Origin of the sequence: Rhodococcus sp. BP-261, assembly GCF_019835205.1 — a bacterium.
GTDB classification, from domain to species: Bacteria; Actinomycetota; Actinomycetes; order Mycobacteriales; family Mycobacteriaceae; genus Rhodococcoides; species Rhodococcoides kyotonensis_B.
The window spans coordinates 20,933-37,381 of sequence record NZ_JABUCO010000019.1 but is presented as its reverse complement, the minus strand read 5'-3'; the positions used below and the strand labels follow the sequence as shown (position 1 = coordinate 37,381).

Annotated in this window: 21 protein-coding genes; 10 read left to right on the top strand and 11 right to left on the bottom strand. The window is 66.0% G+C overall.

What is annotated here, in order from left to right:
* Positions 1 to 44: 44 nt before the first annotated feature.
* Positions 45 to 1,100: a UDP-N-acetylmuramate dehydrogenase gene (locus tag HQ354_RS18905; protein ID WP_222635354.1), complete on the bottom strand. Its 1,056-nt coding sequence runs from the start codon at positions 1,098 to 1,100 to the stop codon at positions 45 to 47.
* Here HQ354_RS18905 and HQ354_RS18900 point away from each other — a divergent pair.
* From HQ354_RS18900 to HQ354_RS18890, 3 genes are read left to right on the top strand one after another with little or no spacing between them, the layout of a single operon-like run.
* On the top strand, positions 1,087 to 1,590 hold the full coding sequence (locus HQ354_RS18900) for a DUF2505 domain-containing protein (RefSeq protein ID WP_114328113.1): 504 nt from the start codon (positions 1,087 to 1,089) through the stop codon (positions 1,588 to 1,590). The genes HQ354_RS18905 and HQ354_RS18900 overlap by 14 nt on opposite strands.
* 37 nt (positions 1,591 to 1,627) lie before the next feature.
* On the top strand, positions 1,628 to 2,134 hold the full coding sequence (locus HQ354_RS18895) for a DUF2505 domain-containing protein (protein ID WP_167676544.1): 507 nt from the start codon (positions 1,628 to 1,630) through the stop codon (positions 2,132 to 2,134).
* Complete coding sequence (locus HQ354_RS18890) at positions 2,118 to 2,909, top strand: class I SAM-dependent methyltransferase (RefSeq protein WP_206030828.1); 792 nt, start codon at positions 2,118 to 2,120, stop codon at positions 2,907 to 2,909. The genes HQ354_RS18895 and HQ354_RS18890 overlap by 17 nt, the downstream gene beginning before the upstream one ends.
* Positions 2,910 to 2,923: 14 nt before the next feature.
* Here the strand turns inward: HQ354_RS18890 and HQ354_RS18885 are convergent, their stop codons facing one another.
* Entirely contained in the window at positions 2,924 to 3,508 is a 585-nt protein-coding gene (locus HQ354_RS18885) for a hypothetical protein (protein WP_068427366.1), read from the bottom strand.
* Positions 3,509 to 3,618: 110 nt separating this feature from the next.
* Here HQ354_RS18885 and HQ354_RS18880 point away from each other — a divergent pair, with 110 nt between their 5' ends.
* A complete protein-coding gene (locus tag HQ354_RS18880) occupies positions 3,619 to 4,356 on the top strand; it encodes a DUF2993 domain-containing protein (protein WP_068427472.1) in 738 nt (245 codons plus the stop codon).
* A 14-nt stretch (positions 4,357 to 4,370) separates the two neighbouring features.
* Here the strand turns inward: HQ354_RS18880 and deoC are convergent, their stop codons facing one another.
* The gene (deoC, locus tag HQ354_RS18875; protein WP_167676545.1) at positions 4,371 to 5,027 is read right to left on the bottom strand and encodes a deoxyribose-phosphate aldolase; all 657 of its coding nucleotides are present in this window, start codon (positions 5,025 to 5,027) and stop codon (positions 4,371 to 4,373) included.
* A gap of 43 nt (positions 5,028 to 5,070) precedes the next feature.
* Between deoC and HQ354_RS18870 the strand changes: the two genes are divergently transcribed.
* On the top strand, positions 5,071 to 5,919 hold the full coding sequence (locus tag HQ354_RS18870) for a class I SAM-dependent methyltransferase (RefSeq protein ID WP_222635353.1): 849 nt from the start codon (positions 5,071 to 5,073) through the stop codon (positions 5,917 to 5,919).
* A 12-nt stretch (positions 5,920 to 5,931) separates the two neighbouring features.
* Positions 5,932 to 6,819, top strand: a complete 888-nt coding sequence (gene purU, locus HQ354_RS18865; RefSeq protein WP_167676547.1) for a formyltetrahydrofolate deformylase — start codon at positions 5,932 to 5,934, stop codon at positions 6,817 to 6,819.
* A 70-nt stretch (positions 6,820 to 6,889) separates the two neighbouring features.
* Here purU and HQ354_RS18860 read toward each other — a convergent pair whose 3' ends face one another.
* The 6 genes from HQ354_RS18860 to HQ354_RS18835 form a co-directional block, all read right to left on the bottom strand.
* Positions 6,890 to 7,927 carry an alpha/beta fold hydrolase gene (locus HQ354_RS18860; protein WP_222635352.1) on the bottom strand — a complete coding sequence of 346 codons (1,038 nt, stop codon included), beginning with the start codon at positions 7,925 to 7,927 and terminating at the stop codon, positions 6,890 to 6,892.
* 17 nt (positions 7,928 to 7,944) lie between these two features.
* Positions 7,945 to 8,688 (bottom strand): MerR family transcriptional regulator, encoded by a 744-nt coding sequence (locus HQ354_RS18855; protein WP_222635351.1) that lies wholly within the window; start codon positions 8,686 to 8,688, stop codon positions 7,945 to 7,947.
* A 58-nt stretch (positions 8,689 to 8,746) separates the two neighbouring features.
* Positions 8,747 to 9,049 carry a DUF2516 family protein gene (locus HQ354_RS18850; protein ID WP_068429553.1) on the bottom strand — a complete coding sequence of 101 codons (303 nt, stop codon included), beginning with the start codon at positions 9,047 to 9,049 and terminating at the stop codon, positions 8,747 to 8,749.
* A 124-nt stretch (positions 9,050 to 9,173) separates the two neighbouring features.
* Positions 9,174 to 9,959, bottom strand: coding sequence for a heparin-binding hemagglutinin (locus HQ354_RS18845; RefSeq protein WP_068429555.1), 786 nt, complete (start codon positions 9,957 to 9,959; stop codon positions 9,174 to 9,176).
* Positions 9,952 to 10,509, bottom strand: a complete 558-nt coding sequence (locus HQ354_RS18840; RefSeq protein ID WP_084423902.1) for a helix-turn-helix domain-containing protein — start codon at positions 10,507 to 10,509, stop codon at positions 9,952 to 9,954. The genes HQ354_RS18845 and HQ354_RS18840 overlap by 8 nt, the downstream gene beginning before the upstream one ends.
* Before the next feature lie 107 nt (positions 10,510 to 10,616).
* Complete coding sequence (locus tag HQ354_RS18835) at positions 10,617 to 11,885, bottom strand: DUF445 domain-containing protein (RefSeq protein ID WP_167676551.1); 1,269 nt, start codon at positions 11,883 to 11,885, stop codon at positions 10,617 to 10,619.
* A gap of 108 nt (positions 11,886 to 11,993) precedes the next feature.
* Here HQ354_RS18835 and HQ354_RS18830 point away from each other — a divergent pair, with 108 nt between their 5' ends.
* Complete coding sequence (locus HQ354_RS18830) at positions 11,994 to 12,731, top strand: TetR/AcrR family transcriptional regulator (RefSeq protein ID WP_068429464.1); 738 nt, start codon at positions 11,994 to 11,996, stop codon at positions 12,729 to 12,731.
* A gap of 1 nt (position 12,732) precedes the next feature.
* Here the strand turns inward: HQ354_RS18830 and HQ354_RS18825 are convergent, their stop codons facing one another.
* Positions 12,733 to 12,888, bottom strand: a complete 156-nt coding sequence (locus HQ354_RS18825) for a hypothetical protein (RefSeq protein WP_165839473.1) — start codon at positions 12,886 to 12,888, stop codon at positions 12,733 to 12,735.
* 60 nt (positions 12,889 to 12,948) lie between these two features.
* On the opposite strand from HQ354_RS18825, the gene HQ354_RS18820 reads away from it, so the two are divergent.
* The 3 genes from HQ354_RS18820 to HQ354_RS18810 all read left to right on the top strand — a co-directional run bounded on the left by HQ354_RS18820 (position 12,949) and on the right by HQ354_RS18810 (position 15,747).
* Positions 12,949 to 13,509, top strand: a complete 561-nt coding sequence (locus tag HQ354_RS18820; RefSeq protein ID WP_068429467.1) for a type 1 glutamine amidotransferase domain-containing protein — start codon at positions 12,949 to 12,951, stop codon at positions 13,507 to 13,509.
* Between the two features lie 8 nt (positions 13,510 to 13,517).
* Complete coding sequence (locus HQ354_RS18815) at positions 13,518 to 14,501, top strand: iron-siderophore ABC transporter substrate-binding protein (RefSeq protein WP_068429470.1); 984 nt, start codon at positions 13,518 to 13,520, stop codon at positions 14,499 to 14,501.
* 223 nt (positions 14,502 to 14,724) lie between these two features.
* On the top strand, positions 14,725 to 15,747 hold the full coding sequence (locus HQ354_RS18810) for a lipase family protein (RefSeq protein ID WP_254303589.1): 1,023 nt from the start codon (positions 14,725 to 14,727) through the stop codon (positions 15,745 to 15,747).
* 216 nt (positions 15,748 to 15,963) lie between these two features.
* Here the strand turns inward: HQ354_RS18810 and HQ354_RS18805 are convergent, their stop codons facing one another.
* Entirely contained in the window at positions 15,964 to 16,425 is a 462-nt protein-coding gene (locus tag HQ354_RS18805; RefSeq protein ID WP_068429522.1) for a PPOX class F420-dependent oxidoreductase, read from the bottom strand.
* Positions 16,426 to 16,449: the final 24 nt, after the last annotated feature.

The window sequence follows — 16,449 nt, the reverse complement described above, 5'->3', positions numbered from 1 at the left end:
AAGACTCCATGGTAGGCGCTCGAACCGACACGACCGCCCGGGAATCAGGCGAGCGAGCAGCCGACCAGATCGCATTCGGGCACGAGTGTGATCCCGAACTCTGCCTCGACCCCGTCGCGGATGTGCGACGCCAGCGCCATCACGTCGGCCGTCGTCGCGCCGCCGCGGTTGGTGATGGCGAGCACGTGTTTCGTGGACACCGCCGCGGTGCCGTTGCCGAACTCGGTGCCGTAGCCGTGTGCGAAGCCGGCGTTCTGGATGAGCCATGCGGCGTGGATCTTGATTCCCGACGGATCCGGGTACTGCGGAGCGCGCGACGCGCTCGAAGGCACCTCGGCCAGCACGGGATTCAGGAAGAAGGAGCCGACGCTCCACGTGTCGTGGTCGGACGCGTCGAGCACCATGCCCTTCTGGCGACGAAGATCGAGCACCGCCTCGCGCACGTCCTTGGCAGCGACGGTGTCCCCGATGGTGACGCCGAGCCGGTCCGCCAACCCCGCGTACCGCACGGGATCCGACGACCCCGAACGCCGCAGCCGCATCGTCGTGTCGAGGATGACGTACCGCGTCGAATGCTTGAAGACCGACTGACGGTGCAGCCCGAAGCCGCATCGCTCGGGAGCCCAAACCGACGTCTCGCCCGTCTCGCGGTCGTACACGGTCAACGACTCGAGCACGTCGGACGTGACGGTCCCGTACGCGCCGACGTTCTGCACCGGCGTCGCACCCGACAGACCGGGGATGCCCGACAGCGCTTCGAGACCGGCGAGGCCCTCGTCCAACGAACGGGCGACGACGCCGTCCCACCGCTCCCCAGCAGCGACCCACATCGCGTCGCCGTCGACCCTCACGCCCGACGTCTCGACCTTCACGACGAGGCCGTCGAAGCCGTCGTCGGAGACGACCAGGTTGGATCCACCGCCGACCAGCAGCACCGGGGTTCCCGACGCGTCGGCGTCACGCACGAGGGAGACGAGCTCGTCGGATGTCGACGCGACGGCGAATGCGCGAGCCGGGCCACCGACGCGCATCGTGGTGAGACCTGAAATTGCGGTAGGCACGGGAGCCCAGGGTACCCTCCCGCGTATGCCTCGCCCCATCGCGCACAGCGCGTCCGTTCCCGCATCTGTCGACAAGGTGCACGCCGCACTCGTCTCCGAGCAGTACTGGAAGGACCGCATCGCCGAGATCGGTGGACCCGGCGCCCAACTCGTCAGCGCCACCACGCTCAACGGCACCATCAGTGTCGTGATCTCGCAGTCGATCCCCGAGGAAGAACTGCCCGCCGCGGTCACCGCATTCAAGAAGGGGCCGCTCGTCATCGAGCGCACCGAGTCGTGGGGCCCGTTCGGCGGCAACCGTGCAGAGGGCAAATTCGGCGCGACGGTCGACGGCGCACCCGCGTCGATCTCCGGCACCACCCTTCTCGAGGGCGACGAGACGTCGTCGACAATGTCGCTGTCGGGAACGACCGAGGTCAAGATCCCGCTGTTCGGCAGCAAGATCGAGGCAATGATCAGCGAGCAGGTCCTTTCTCTGATCGACAACGAGCACGACTACACCGGCAACTGGATAGCGAAGAACCTGTAGCAGACCTACTCGGGAACTGCCGGTACCCTGGTCCGCTATGGCGCGCCGCATGAACTACTCAGCCCGGTTCACCTACTCCCCCGAGCAGGTGTACGCCGCTCTGTCCAGCCGCGATCACTGGGACGCTCGTATCGAGGAGATGAAGAAGTACTCCCACAACGAGCTGAAGAGCTTCGAGGTCACGAGCGACGGCATCGACGTCGTGATGCACCACATCATCCCGAGGACCGAACTGCCCGACATCGCGCAGACCGTGATGAAGAAGGACATGGTCATCACGCGCAACGTGCACTTCGATCCGTTCACGGCGGAGAACACCGAGGGCCACTACGACGCGTCCATTCCGGCCGGCCCCGGCAGCCTCAAGGGCACGACGTCGCTGTTCGCCACCGAGACCGGGTCGACGCTGCGCACCTCGTCCGAGGCCAAGGTGTTCCTGCCGTTCGTCGGCGGGAAGCTCGAACAGCTGATGCTGGTCAACCTGCGCGACCTCTGGCGCGGCGAGGGTGAAGTGACGGCCGACTGGCTTGCCCAGAACAACTAGCTCCGCCAAGCCACAGGGCGTCATCACCCGCGGCACCACCGGCATCAACCGACTCCGACGCAGCGATCGCTGGCTGACGCACAGCCCCCTGGTCCGGCGTGTCCTGACGGATGCGCCGGATCCGCTCGTCGTCGATCTCGGGTACGGCGCCCGCCCCGACACCACCCTCGAACTTGCCCGACGCCTTCGCACTGTCCGGCCCGATCTGCGCGTCACCGGTCTCGAGATCGACCCGGCCCGCGTCGTCGAACCGACCGAGAACGTGCACTTCGCGCGCGGCGGGTTCGAGCTGGCCGGCCTACGACCGAACCTCGTGCGCGCGTTCAACGTGCTGCGGCAGTATCCCGAGGACGCTGTTCCCGGCGCGTGGGCCCGCATCCTGTCCGCTCTCGCGCCCGGCGGCCTCCTGGTCGACGGAACCTGCGACGAGCTCGGGCGTCGCTGCGCGTGGGTTCTGCTCGACGCCGGGGGACCGCTGTCGCTGACGATCGCGTGGGATCCGTTCACCGTCGACAAGCCGTCGGACATCGCCGAGAGACTCCCGAAAGCGCTCATCCACCGCAACGTTCCCGGCGAGCCGATCCACGCGCTGCTGCAGGCCGCGGACCGAGCATGGTCGACGGCTTCTCCCCTCGCCCCCTTCGGTCCTCGGGTGCGGTGGCGCGCGGCGTTGGCCGGACTGAGTCGCGATGGTCTACCCGTCGTCGTGCATCGGCGTCGCATGCGCGACAACGTGCTGACGGTCCCGTGGGACTGTGTACGGCCGAACTCCTAGGTACAGGCCGATTTTCAGGTACAGGCGGACAACGCCAGTTCGACGCGCTCGGCCACCCGGTCGGTTCCGTTCGTGGCCTCGGCGTACAGCACCGACGGGTCGACGCGTCCGATCGCGACGGCATCGCCGACGACTTCGTCGAGCGTGATCTGCGAGATTCCGCCCGCGGCGAGGTCGAGGACCGTCCGCACCGGCGTCGTCATACGGAACGTGCCGGTGGACTCGATGTCGTGCGGTGTCAGCTGCAACCGGTGCACTGCGAGGCGCGTGTCCGCGAGGCGCAGATTGGTGTACGCCGACACGTGCACGAACTGCGGGTGCAGATGTCCGAACCCGTGCAACTCGGCGGCGCTCTGGTGCGAGATGACGGCGTCGCCGCCGAACCATGCGCACCACATCGCGAAGTGTTCGAGATCGTTGTGCGGCCAGTCCGACAACCTGCACAGGTTGCGTTCGACCTTCGTCCAGTCTCCCGCAACGATATTGGCGTGCATCGAGGCGTGTTCGTATCCGAGATCCTCGGCCTGTTCGATGGTGAAGTATCCGTCCTGACTCGCAGCCAGGCGACGCAATTCGAGGGCGCTCGGACGTGTGGTCATGCCGTCAAGAGTACGACAGCATGTGTTGCACATCACAAGATTCGATGCACTTCACCCTCCGCGCGGTGATTCACAGAGCTCTTTCAGAATTGTGCGGAAGACTGCTGCGAATGACACGAAGCAAAGCTCCTCTGATTGCGCTGCTCGTAGTTCTGGTACTCGTCGCGGCATTGCTGGGCGGCGAACTGTACTTCCGACAGCAGATCAAGTCGTGCCTGGCCGGACAGCTCGAAAGCGAGATCGGCAGTTCCGTCGACGTCGGCATCGGATGGAAGCCGGTGCTGCTGTCGCTCGTCGACAAGAAGGTCTCGTCGGTCACCGTCGACAGCAAGGACGCCCGGTTCGGCCCGGCCGAGGGCATGAACGTGCACGCCGAGGTCAACGACGTCGACCTCCAGCAGAACGGTGACAGCAACGGAACCATCGGCAGCTCGAGCGCCGACATCGACTGGTCCACCGACGGCATCGCCAAGACCCTGCAGTCGCAGGGCATCGGCGCGCTCGTGTCCGGGGTGACGGCGGATCAGTCGGCGGGCACGTTGTCGTTCGCCGTGGCAGGCCTCGCCCAGCTGACCGTCAAGCCGCAGATCAGCGGCGATCAGGTCCAGGTCGAGACCGTGAACGCGTCGATCCTGGGACTCGGCATTCCGACCGACCTCGTCGACAGCATCGTCGGCGTACTGACCGACAGCCTGCAGCAGTACCCGCTCGACATGAAGCCGACGTCGCTCACCGTCAGCGACAACGCGATCGATCTGCGACTCGAGGGCGGCCAGTACACGATGCCCGCCGCGCAGCCCGGTCAGACGGCCCCGCAGCAGCCGGAGGCGTGCAGCACGTTCACCTGACCGGGCCCCGAAAGTTAGGCCTCCAGACCGTCCAGCACGGCCCGCGTGCCGGACAGTCCGAGGCGCGTGGCACCCGCGTCGATCATCGCCAGGGCGGCATCCGTCGTTCGGATGCCGCCACTGGCCTTGACGCCCAACCGACCGCCGACGGTCTCGGCCATCAGCCGCACGGCCTCCACGCTCGCGCCTCCGGCCGGGTGGAACCCCGTCGACGTCTTGACGAAGTTCGCGCCCGCTCGTTCGGCGGCACGGCACGTCTCGACGATCGCCTCGTCCGACAGCGCGGCCGACTCGATGATCACCTTCAGCACCGGTGTCGGTCCGATCGCCTCACGGACGGTGAGAATGTCGGACAGCACCGCGTTGTAGTCGCCGGCAACAGCTGCGCCGACGTCGATGACCATGTCGATTTCCGTCGCACCCTGGTCGACGGCGAGGCGCGCCTCGGATCCCTTGACGAGCGAATGATGTTTGCCCGACGGGAATCCCGCGACAGCCGCGACGACGAGACCCTCCGCCCGGACGGGCAGCATCGACGGCGACACGCACACAGCGAGGACGCCGAGCTCCAGTCCTTCCGTGACGAGCGCGGCGACGTCGTCGGGCGTCGCTTCGGGCTTGAGCAACGTGTGATCGATCATGCGGGCCAGGGAAGCGCGAGTGACAGACATGAGACCACCCAACCACAGCGTCGCCCGCCCTAAGCTCGGGGACATGTCCCATTCTCGCGCGGCCGGAACCGCCGACACCTTCAACTCCACCAGCCGTGAATTCGATCTGATCACCCCTCTCGTCTGGGGTCCAGCAGGCCAAGCCCTGTCGTTCGCTCTGGATCTCGCGGCAGGTGAATCGGTGCTCGACGTCTGTGCAGGCACGGGCGCGTCGGCGATTCCCGCGGCGCAGGCGGTCGGTCCCGACGGCATCGTTCATGCCATCGATCTCGCCGACGACCTGCTCGAGGTGGGTCGCCTGAAGGCCACATCGGCCGCCCTGAGGAACATCGACTTCGTCTGCGCCGACGCCACCGAGTGGGAGGCTCCGAGCTCGATCGACGGCGGTTACGACGCCCTGGCCTGCAGTTACGGAATCTTCTTCCTTCCGGACATGGACATCACGTTCTCGCGCCTGGTGAGCGAAGTTCGGCTCGGCGGCCGCGTCGGCGTCACGGTCTGGCGCAAGGGCGCGGTCAAGGATTTCGGCGACGCCTACTTCGAGGTCATCGCTCGCCACTCCCCCGGCGACGGACACACCGGCCCGCTGTCGCGACAGGGATACGAGTCCAACCCGCTGCGCCGCATCGAGACCGCGGACACGCTCGCGGCGTGGCTCGAAGCACAGCGGTGCGAGTCGGTTCAGGTTCGGGAGCTGTCCAATCACGTCCCCGCCACCGAGGAGTTCGTCTGGAACCTCGTGCTGGGCAGCGGTTTTCGCGGCGCACTGGCCGACTTCGACGACGCGACCCGCGAGAGAGTCCGCACCGAGTTCCTCGAACTACTGACCACTCGCGGCATCGATTCGGTCGATGCGACGACACTGGTGGCAACCGGGGTCAGGACCGCCTGAGAGAATCGACGCATGAGTTCAGCTGGTGTCGCCGACGACCGTCGGTACGTTCTGTCCCTCGGATGCCCCGACCGCACGGGCATCGTCGCCAAGATCTCGACGTTCCTCGCCGAGGTCGGCGGATGGATCGTCGAAGCCGCGTACCACGCCGATCCGGACACGGGATGGTTCTTCACTCGTCAGGCCGTGCGTGCGTCGTCCGTCGACATGAGCATCGAGGAACTGCGCGCCCGGTTCGAGTCCGTCGCAGCCGAGATCGGCCCGGAAACCGAATGGACACTGGAGGATTCGGGCCAACGCAAACGCGTCGTCATCCTCGTCAGCAAGGAAGCGCACTGCCTGCACGACCTGCTCGGGCGCGCAGCCGGAGGCGAACTCCCCGCCGAGGTCTCGGCTGTCATCGGCAACCACAAGTCACTCGAACCGGTCGCCCGCGCGCACGGCATCCGATTCCACCACGTCGAATTTCCGAAGGATCCGGCCGAGCGCGGACCGGCGTTCGACGAGGTTCGCGAGCTCGTCGATTCGTACGACCCGCACGCCGTCGTGCTCGCTCGGTTCATGCAGGTCCTGCCGGAAGAGCTGTGCGAGCACTGGGCGGGCAAGGCCCTCAACATTCATCACAGCTTCCTGCCGTCGTTCGTCGGCGCTCGCCCGTACCACCAGGCGTTCGCGCGCGGCGTGAAACTGATCGGCGCGACGTGCCACTACGTGACCGCCGAACTCGATGCGGGTCCGATCGTCGAACAGGACGTCATCCGCGTCGACCACTCCGACGAGGTCGCCGACATGGTCCGTCAGGGCCGTGACATCGAGAAGCTCGTGCTGTCCCGCGGGCTGCGCTGGCACCTCGAGGATCGTGTCCTCGTACACGGCAGGAAAACGGTGGTCTTCAGCTAGGGCGCTCCGCACCCGTGCGCGGATAGTTGGCCCAGGGGCCGACTATCCGCGCGCGGGTGGCGCAGCCGCACTACAGACTGCGCAACCGCAGGATCTCGGAGTTGACGTCGTCGATGGCCTCGACCGAGCTCATGTGTCCGACACCCGGGACTTCGATGTACTTGCTGAGGTGGTCGTGCGATTCCAACGCCTCGGCTAGCCGGCGGGCATGCACGGGTGGGGTCAGCCGGTCGGCCGTGCCCACGAGTACCGTCGTCGGCACGCTCATGTTGGCCAGCGCTTCGTAGATGTCGAGGTCGCTGAGCGCTGCGCCCCAGATCCCGCGGGTGCGCGGGGCACATTCGAGGACGATCTTCTCGCAGAACGCCACCTCGGCAGGCGTCGCACTCGGCGCCATCGAGACGTACTTGATCGCCTGACGCGTCACCGGCGACGGCCGAAGCGGCACCGCCGACTTCAGCACGACACGACCGACAGGCACCGGAACCCGCGGGAAGCGAGTCGGCAGCGGAATGACGGTCGTCTCGCGTACGAGACTGTCGGTCGCCGTGCTCGCCAAGAGCACCGCGCTGACGAGAGAGTCGACCTGATCGGGGTAGCGACCGGCCCATGCCATGACCGACATACCGCCCATGCTGTGGCCGACCAGTACGGCCTTGTTGTCCTCGGTGACGGTCGCGGCGAGCACGTCGGCAAGGTCGTCGGCAAGGACATCCGGTCCGAGTAGCCTGGTCCCGACGTCGCTGCGTCCGTGACCACGCTGGTCGTACACGATCACCTTGTACTTCTCCGCGAACGCGTTGATCTGCGGCGCCCAGAAGTCGGCAGAGCACGTCCAGCCGTGGCTGAAGACGATCGGCTGCGCATCGTGATCGCCGTAGACCCGTACGTGCAGCTCGGCGCCGTCGTCGGTGACGACAGGAACGATGCGCGGTTCGAACGTGGGTACGTGGAGCAGTTCGTCGGGCTTCAACACCGCGCCCGCCTCCGACGGACCCTCGGCCGTCAGCCCGCTTCGACGACGAACCAGTACTGTCCCGATTCCTGCCGCTGCCGCAAGTCCTACGACTCCGACGAGTGCGCCTCGGGCAGCTCTCCGTGTGACCACGAACCGTCTCCTTCTTCTCAACTCGCCTGGCCGTCTGCCGGCCCTGCGCTTTCCCCGAACTTCGTGACGATGTCTTCCATGGTCAACGTGATCCGGCGGTCCATTGCTTCCGCGAACAACGCAGTGACCGTGCGGTGTGCGAGAGGACTCAATCTGTGGACCAGTTCGGCGACGTCCGCGACCGTACGAGCATCGGTGTCGAACGGATCTTGGCCGTCGGATACGAATCTGTCTGTGATCAACGCAACAAAGCGGCCTGCTACATCGTCGAGATCGCGTCGTACACCTTCGGCCTCGTCCAACATGTGAGCGACCGGAATACCGGCTTCGGCCAGCAGCCTCGCTGCCTCGACGAGCAGCGGATTGTCGACGCGGTAGGCATCGCCATCGGCGGCGATGACACCCAGCTCGACGCCGCGATGCAGGTCCGCGTCGGAGATGGCCCCGGCGAACATCGCATCCATGTCGGCCCGGCTCAGATGACGAACATCGCTGCCGACGCTTTTGACGCCGGTCAGCACGTCCTCGACGCGCATGCCGTACTGGGCCGCGGTCAGGAGCTCACTGATCGTCGCGAACGTGTAGCCACGGTCCAGCATGCTCGAGATGAGCGACAACCGAGCGAGGTGCGACTCGTTGTACCAGCCAGTCCGGCCTTCTCTACGCGGAGGCGGCAGCAGTCCACGATCCTGGTACACGCGCACGTTCCGCACACTGACACCGGCGCGACGCGCCAGATCGTCGACGCGATACTCGATCATGCGTAGACGATAAGCGTCGCCTCACCGAAACCATGCACGGACGCCCGTGCATGGGCTACTACCAGCGAGGACCGCGCTGAACGGCATCCACCTTGGGCCGGACGTCGACGAGGTAGACACACACCGCCACGACGCCGAGCAGCCCGATGAAGTTGATCGCGCCGAACAGGAACACAACCAGCAGAGCGACGATCAGAATGCCCAGCCAGACGGGCTTGGTGAGCTTGTCGACGGCCGTGAACGCATCGGGACGCTGACGAGCAGCGTGAAACACCGCGTACGCGGCACCGGCCAACGCGATGAGGCGAAGGACGAGGAGAATCAGACCGGTGAGACTGTCGACAGCTGGCACGTCGCCCATACTACGCAAAACGCCCCTCGCTCCGCTCGACCGCAGGCAAAACGCCCCTCGCTCCGCCCGCCCCCAGGCAAATCGCCCGTCACTCCCCCTCGAGAGTGACGGGCGATTCGGTGAGGCACCGGCGTCAGCTGGTGGTCTTCTTGGCCGGAGCCTTCTTGGCGGGTGCTGCGGTCTTCTTCGCAGCGGTCGCCGGGGTTGCCTTCTTGGCAGCAGGCGCGGTCTTCTTCAGCGGTGCGTCCTGGTTGGCGCGAGTCTTGGACTCGACCTTGCCCGCGACTCCGCTGACCTTCTGCGACGCGTCGGTAGCGGCTTCCTTCGCGTTGTCGCCTGCCTCGTCGATCTCCTCGGCCAGGTCCTCGGCGGTGTCGCGAACCTTGTCCGACGCGATGCCTGCGAGTGCGGCGGCACGCTCACCGACGGCGCGCGTCTGCGAGGCGACGGTACCCAGCGCCTGCTCGGTGAGGTCGACGACGTCGTTGGCGGCGGCGTTCGCACGGCCGAGGCCTTCTTCGACGGCCGGAGTCCGGCGGATGCGCTCGACGGTCTCCTCACCACGCTCGGCGAGAGACGTGTACAGATCGGAGGCGACCTTCAGGTACGCCTCGGCGACCTTGCGCAGTTCGTCCGGGGTGAAGCGTTCGCGCAGCTCGGCAATCTCGTCGGGAAGCTCGGCCGGCAGGTTCGCGAGGCGCTCGCGCAGGGATTCGACACCTTCGGTGACGTCTTCGGAGAAGTCCGCCAGGCGGGCACGCGCGGTGTCGACCCGGTCGGTCACCTCGGTGCCGCGGACCTCGGCCCGCGAGCGCACCTGAGCCACCACGTCGGCCACGGCTTGCACGACCGCGTCGCCTGCGCCGACAGCCGCATAGAGAGGCGTCTTGACGTTGTCTAGGTTCCTTGCATCAGTCATGGGGAAACTCCTGTATGGGTGATTCTGGTTCCGATTGCAGATCTGGTTCGGCCGACGCCCGGGTATCGACCGAGACGTCGTTCGCCGTGCGTGTTTGCTCGTTCTCGCGACGAAACGAGTCGTAGATCTCGATCAGCACGTGCTTCTGCCGTTCGGTGATCTCCGGGTCTCCGAGCAACGCATCTCGAACTGGACCGTGTGGTCGTTCCTCCAAGAACCCGGCCCGTACGTACAACGCTTCCGATGACACGCGCAGACCCTTGGCGATCTGCCCGAGCACCTCGGCGGATGGTTTGCGCAACCCTCGCTCGATCTGGCTCAGATACGGGTTGCTCACCCCCGCCCTCGACGCGAGTTGCCGCAGAGATACCTGCGCCGCTTCCCGCTGCGAGCGGATGTAACTACCGATGTCCGACGCGGCCGTACTGACGACGGTGGCGACCAGGTCGCCTGCCTCGGCCACGACATCGGTCGCCTCGGACACCTTGGCGACAATGCTCTGATTGTCGACGCGGGATTCGTCGCCCTGGGCTTCGTTGTCGGAATTCATGTTCACCGCTCGTTCCTGGCTCGAAACTTGTGGTTTCGGTGTACTGGGCCGACGTTACCCAAGGGTGCTAACTATTGCAAGCACTTCTGCTAGCGGCCGTGCGCGCACTAGAAGAGCAGATTCGATACCGAGTAGATGGCGAGACCGGCGATGGATCCGACGACGGTGCCGTTGATCCGGATGAACTGAAGATCGCGGCCGACTTGCAGTTCGATCTTGCGGCTGGCTTCGTCGGCGTCCCAGCGCGCGACGGTGTCCGTGATGATCGTGGTGATCTCGTCGGCGTAGTTCTTTGCGATGTGTCGGGCCCCGGCCTCCAGCCAACCGTCGACCTTGCCGCGCAGTTCGTGATCGTCGCGAATGCGTGCGCCCCAGCTCTGGATGTTCTCGCTGAACTTGCGACGCAGTGTGCTCGACGGGTCGTCGACGGATTCGACGATGAGCCTCTTCGCGACGTTCCAGGTGGCCGCGGCCAGCCCGGTGATTTCCTCACGTCCCATGATCTGAGCCTTGAGCGACTCGGCCTTCTCGATGGTCGCCGGGTCGTGCTGCAGGTCGTGGGCGTAGTCGACGAGAAACTTGTTGGCCGCCAATCGAATCTCGTGGTCGGGATTGGCTCGAATCTTCCACGTGAACTCGACGAGCTCCTTGTAGATCTTCTCGCCGAGCAGCGTATCGACGAACTTTGGCGACCACGTCGGGGAGTCACGCGAGACGACGCGATCGATCGTCTCCTGACTGCCGAGCGCCCACTGATGCGCGCGTTCGGCGAGCATGTCGATCAACGGCATCTGCCGGTTGTCGGCGATCAATTCCTCGAGCACGCGGCCGATCGGCGGACCCCACTGCGGATCGGCGAGTCGTCGCACGATGGTGTTGTCGATGATCTGCGTGATGTCCTCGTCGTTGAGCACCTCGACGACGCCGTGCAGAACCGTCGCGGATTCGGCGGCGACCCGTTCGGCGTTCTCGGGTTCGGCGAGCCAGGTGCCGAGCCGCAGCGGAATCTGCGCGGACTGCACCTTCTCCGACACCACGTCCGGCGCGAGGAAGTTGCTGCCGACGAACGACGACAGACTGGATCCGAGCTGGTCCTTCTTCTTCCTGATGATCGCCGTGTGCGGAATCGGAATCCCCAGCGGGTGCTTGAACAGCGCCGTCACGGCGAACCAGTCGGCGAGCGCACCGACCATGCCCGCTTCCGACGCCGCCCGCACGTACCCGACCCACTCGCCTGCGCCGCGCGATTCCTGCCAGCGGCATACCAGGTAGATCACCGTCGCGAACACGAGGAAGCCCGTCGCGACCGCCTTCATCTTGCGGAGGTCGCGACGTTTGGTCGCGTCGTCGAATTTCGTCAGCTGCACTCTCGCCATTGTGCCCTCGCCCCAGCGGAGCCGCGTCGACGTGGCGGATGCGTGGAACCATGGGCGGGCGCCTAAGCTGTGTCGAACGAACATACGATCGGGATACGGCGGATACACGTGGCGAGAAATGCGACATCGGCGGCCAAGGAGGAGTCGGCCTCGGCGGCCAAGGAAGCCCCCAAGGCCGAGAAGTCCGACGGGCGGAAGCGACGCTGGCGTGAGCACAAGATCGCGCGTCGAGAAGAATTGGTCGACGGCACCCTCGCCGCGATCCGGCTTCGCGGCCGCGACATCGGAATGGACGAGATCGCGTCGGAGATCGGTATCTCGAAGACCGTGCTGTATCGGTACTTCACCGACAAGAACGATCTGACGAACGCGACCATGAGCCGTTACGTCGAGACCACGTTGGCGCCGCGCATCTACAGCGCCATCTCCGAGGAACTCGACGAGTACGAGCTGACGCGGGCCGTCATCGCGGCCTACGTCGAGACGGTGGCCACGGACCCCGAGGTCTACCTGTACGTCATGGCGAACAGCGCCGGACCCAACCGCGACGTCGTCGCCGACTCCGAACGCATGATCGCCGAGTTGCTGGCGACGGTCCTCGGCGAGCGTCTGCGCAGTCGCGAGATGGATTCCGGTGGTTCGGTGCCGTGGGCGTTCGCGATCGTCGGCGCGGTGCAGCTGGCCACGCACTGGTGGATCTCGAACAAGTCGATGTCGGCCGAGGATCTGATCGACTACCTGTGCATGATGACGTGGGGCGGCATCCACGGCGTCGCGATGTCCGACGGTTCGCCCGCCAAGTTCAAGTCGCAGCCGCACCCGCTGGTCGTCGAGGACGAGGGCTGACCTACTCGGGCCGGTCGTCCTCGGGGTCGATCGGTACCTCGATGGACTGCTCGACGACGTCGGCCGGATCGGCCTCGGTGGGCAGTTCGCCCGCACCGGGCTCCTCGACGTCGGGATCGGGTAGTTCCGTGGTCGGATCGGTGAAGTCATCGGCCATGAGAGACAGCGTACCCATTCGACCCGTTTGAGACCGTCGTACGACGGTCATCCGTCACGCATGAGCAACTCACCGCTGAACGGCCGCAACGTAGCAATTCTCGCAACCGACGGAGTCGAGGAAGTAGAACTGGTACAGCCTCGTGATGCAGTCCAGAAGGCCGGTGCCACAACAACTCTCGTGGCACTGACACACGGCGACATCCAGGCGATGAACAACGACGTCGAAGCCGGCAACACGTTCGGTGTCGACCGTGTCGTCGCCGACGTCTCCCCAGACGACTTCGATGCCCTGATCCTCCCCGGCGGTACCACCAATCCCGACAAACTGCGCACCGACTCCGCTGCCGTCGATTTCGTACGACGGTTCGTCGAATCGGGCAAGCCCGTCGGCGTCATCTGTCACGGACCGTGGACGCTCGTCGAAGCAGACGTCGTGCGGGGTCGCACGTTGACGTCGTACCCGAGCATCCGTACGGACATCCGCAACGCGGGTGGGACCGTCGTCGACCAGGAGGTCGTCGTCGACAACGGCCTCGTATCGAGCCGCAACCCCGATGACCTGCCCGCGTTCTGCGAGGCGATCGTCGACCAGTTCTCGAAAGCCGCGTCGGTAGGTTAGCGTTGCCTATGCGCAAACTTGGAGCTTCGACGTTCTTCGCCCTGGCGGCTGCGGTCACGCTGGTCACCGCCACGGCATGCAGCAACAGCAGTGACGACGGGTCCTCGGATTCCGCCGCCGGGGCCACCGTCGACACGATCTTCGGTGAGGTGTCGGTTCCGGCCGATCCGCAGCGCGTCGTCGCACTCGGGTGGTCCGACGCCGAGACCGCGCTCGCTCTCGGCGTGCAGCCGGTCGGAACGAGCGACTGGCTCGGCGTCGGTGGAGACGGACTCGGTCCGTGGGTCGACGAGTCGTACGACACCGCGCCGACCATGCTCGACACCTACGATCTCGACGTCGAATCCGTTGCGGCACTGAACCCCGATCTGATCCTGTGGACGCGCAGCACCAACGACAAGGCCGTCTACGACCAGCTGTCCGCACTCGCTCCGACCGTCGCCGCCCCTCCCGGTACCGACATCGCCTACGGCACGACGTGGGACGGACAGATGCAGCTCGTCGCCGATGCTCTCGGCAAGTCCGACGAGGGCAAGCAGCTCATCGACGACACCAACGCCGACTTCGACGCGGCCGTGTCGGCCAATCCGGAGTTCGCGGGCAAGACCGTCGCAGTCGGCACGCTGTACAGCGGTCAGCTCGGCGCTTACGTCGAGGGTGACACCCGTGTCGAGTTCATGAAGAAGCTCGGGTTCGTCAACTCACCGACGATCCAGTCGCAGGCGAAGGACGGTTCGTTCACCATCGACCTGTCCGCCGAGAACGTCGGTCAGCTCGACGCCGACCTGACGGTCATGTTCCCGATCTTCACCACCGCGGACGAGATCACGAACAACCCCGGCATCCAGGGACTTCCGTCGGCTCGCGACGGCCGCCTCGTGGTGCTGGGCGACCAGAACCTCAGCAACGCCTTCTCGAGCGGTTCGGTGCAGGGAACCCAGTACGCCATCGAGAACGCGGTTCCGCTGTTCGCTGCTCCGCTGGCCAGCTGACGTGCGGCTTCGCCACCCGTGCGCGCTTGGTTGGCCCAGGATGCAACTATCCGCGCACGGGTGGCGAGGGGCACTAGCTTGTGCGTGCGCCGTACTCGTCGGCGCATGCTCGACTTCGGTCGTCGAGCCTCCCGCCTATTCGACGACGCCACCCACCGCATCCGCGTCGGCGCTCGCGGCCAGGGGAACCGTCCTGTCCAGCACGACGGACACCGGGTTCGACATGACTGCGTTCCCTCTCGGAACGACGGCTGCCACATTCGTCTACAACTCGATCTCGGGCGTCACCGGCGAATCGACCGAAGTGACCGGCGCACTGTTCGTTCCGTCCGGTCCCCCGCAAGTCGGGGGGCGTCCCGTCGTCGCCTATGCGCACGGCACCGTCGGAATCGAACCGGGATGCGCGCCGACGGAAACCGCGGATCTGGCGGGCGACACCGCAGCCGTCGCACGGTTTCTCGAGCAGGGCTACGCGGTGGTCTACACGGACTATCAGGGCCTGAGCAGCCGCGTCGACGCGCCGGCCCATCCCTATCTCGAACCGCGCACCGCAGCGTTCGACGTCATCGACTCGGTGCGTGCCGCGCGCTATCTCGACCCGTCGTTGTCGACGCGTTGGCTCGCCGCCGGAACGTCTCAGGGCGGCCACGCCGCTTGGGCGGCAAACGAATTCGACGCCAGCTACGGTCACGGACTGGATCTCGTCGGTGCTGCCGTCGTCGTACCAGCCCTCGATATCTCCCCCGTCGTCGACCGAGCGCAGGAGGCGACGCTGTCCGAGGGGCAACGCGCCCTGTATCCGATGATCGTCGAAGGCGCGGCTGCAGTCGACCCGGCGATCGAACCGGACGATCACCTGCACGGCGTGATCGGCGAGAAGTCGTCGGCGCTGATCTCGTGCGGCCCGGGTAGCGCACCTGCCCGGGTCATCGCGGACCAGCAGTGGCAGCCCGGAAACTTCAAGTCCTCGAACAGCGATGCGGCACAACAGCTTACGGGTCGACTACAGGACTATGCGCTCCCGAAAGCGGCCTCGTCCGCACCGATTCTCGCGGTGTACGGCGGCGCCGACGACGTGGTGCTGCCCGCATGGACCGAAGTCGCACTCGGGCGGGCATGCGGTTTCGGCGACACCGTCCTGCGGGTTCGCGTCGAAGGACAGGGCCACACCCTCACGCCCGGTGCGGAACTGGACGCGTGGATCGCGGACCGGTTCGCCGGGCGTCCTGCGCCGGGCAACTGCTAGCCCGCCGGGCTCCGCCGGCTCGCTCGGTCCGGGCTCCGCCGGCTCGCTCGGTCCGGGCTCCGCCCTCCCCCGGAGCGAATGTGGCTTTCCGGTCACTCGGAGTGACCGAATGAGGCCCTCGCTCGGTCCGGGCTCCGCCCTCCCCCGGAGCGAATGTGGCTTTCCGGTCACTCGGAGTGACCGGAGGTGACATTCGGTCCGTACAGGCCCGCGTGCCTAGACCCTTCCCGGAGGAAAACCGCCCTCGGCGACGGGACCCCAGGACTCGATCGTGATGCGTATCAACGACTTTCCCTGCTTGACCATGGCCTGACGGTATTCGTCCCAGTCCGAGTGTTCGCCTGCGATGCTTCGGAAGTACTCGACGAGCGGTTCGACCGAATCCGGCAGATCGATGACTTCGGCGGTGCCGTCGACCTGGACGTACGCGTCGTTCCACTCGTCGGAATGGATGCACAGTGTCACGGCCGAGTTGCGCCGGATGTTCACGACTTTCGCCCGCTCGGGATACGTCGCGATGACGATGCGCCCCTCCGAGTCGAGGCCGGACGTGACCGGTGAGACCTGCAGGCCGCCGTCGCGCTTGTGGGTGATGAGCGTCGAATGATGGCGCTTCGCGACGAATTCGAGAAGGCGATCGCGATCGACGGAATCTGCGGAAGCAAGTTTCGGAGCCATGAATCCCACAGTAGTGGGGCTAGG

Coding starts and splice junctions, on each gene's coding strand:
- HQ354_RS18900 (WP_114328113.1), top strand. CDS start 1,087: ATGCCTCGCCCCATCGCGCACAGCGCGTCCGTTCCCGCATCTGTCGAC.
- HQ354_RS18905 (WP_222635354.1), bottom strand. CDS start 1,100: ATGGGGCGAGGCATACGCGGGAGGGTACCCTGGGCTCCCGTGCCTACC.
- HQ354_RS18895 (WP_167676544.1), top strand. CDS start 1,628: ATGGCGCGCCGCATGAACTACTCAGCCCGGTTCACCTACTCCCCCGAG.
- HQ354_RS18885 (WP_068427366.1), bottom strand. CDS start 3,508: ATGACCACACGTCCGAGCGCCCTCGAATTGCGTCGCCTGGCTGCGAGT.
- HQ354_RS18880 (WP_068427472.1), top strand. CDS start 3,619: ATGACACGAAGCAAAGCTCCTCTGATTGCGCTGCTCGTAGTTCTGGTA.
- deoC (WP_167676545.1), bottom strand. CDS start 5,027: ATGTCTGTCACTCGCGCTTCCCTGGCCCGCATGATCGATCACACGTTG.
- HQ354_RS18870 (WP_222635353.1), top strand. CDS start 5,071: ATGTCCCATTCTCGCGCGGCCGGAACCGCCGACACCTTCAACTCCACC.
- purU (WP_167676547.1), top strand. CDS start 5,932: ATGAGTTCAGCTGGTGTCGCCGACGACCGTCGGTACGTTCTGTCCCTC.
- HQ354_RS18855 (WP_222635351.1), bottom strand. CDS start 8,688: ATGATCGAGTATCGCGTCGACGATCTGGCGCGTCGCGCCGGTGTCAGT.
- HQ354_RS18850 (WP_068429553.1), bottom strand. CDS start 9,049: ATGGGCGACGTGCCAGCTGTCGACAGTCTCACCGGTCTGATTCTCCTC.
- HQ354_RS18845 (WP_068429555.1), bottom strand. CDS start 9,959: ATGACTGATGCAAGGAACCTAGACAACGTCAAGACGCCTCTCTATGCG.
- HQ354_RS18840 (WP_084423902.1), bottom strand. CDS start 10,509: ATGAATTCCGACAACGAAGCCCAGGGCGACGAATCCCGCGTCGACAAT.
- HQ354_RS18835 (WP_167676551.1), bottom strand. CDS start 11,885: ATGGCGAGAGTGCAGCTGACGAAATTCGACGACGCGACCAAACGTCGC.
- HQ354_RS18825 (WP_165839473.1), bottom strand. CDS start 12,888: ATGGCCGATGACTTCACCGATCCGACCACGGAACTACCCGATCCCGAC.
- HQ354_RS18820 (WP_068429467.1), top strand. CDS start 12,949: ATGAGCAACTCACCGCTGAACGGCCGCAACGTAGCAATTCTCGCAACC.
- HQ354_RS18815 (WP_068429470.1), top strand. CDS start 13,518: ATGCGCAAACTTGGAGCTTCGACGTTCTTCGCCCTGGCGGCTGCGGTC.
- HQ354_RS18810 (WP_254303589.1), top strand. CDS start 14,725: ATGACTGCGTTCCCTCTCGGAACGACGGCTGCCACATTCGTCTACAAC.
- HQ354_RS18805 (WP_068429522.1), bottom strand. CDS start 16,425: ATGGCTCCGAAACTTGCTTCCGCAGATTCCGTCGATCGCGATCGCCTT.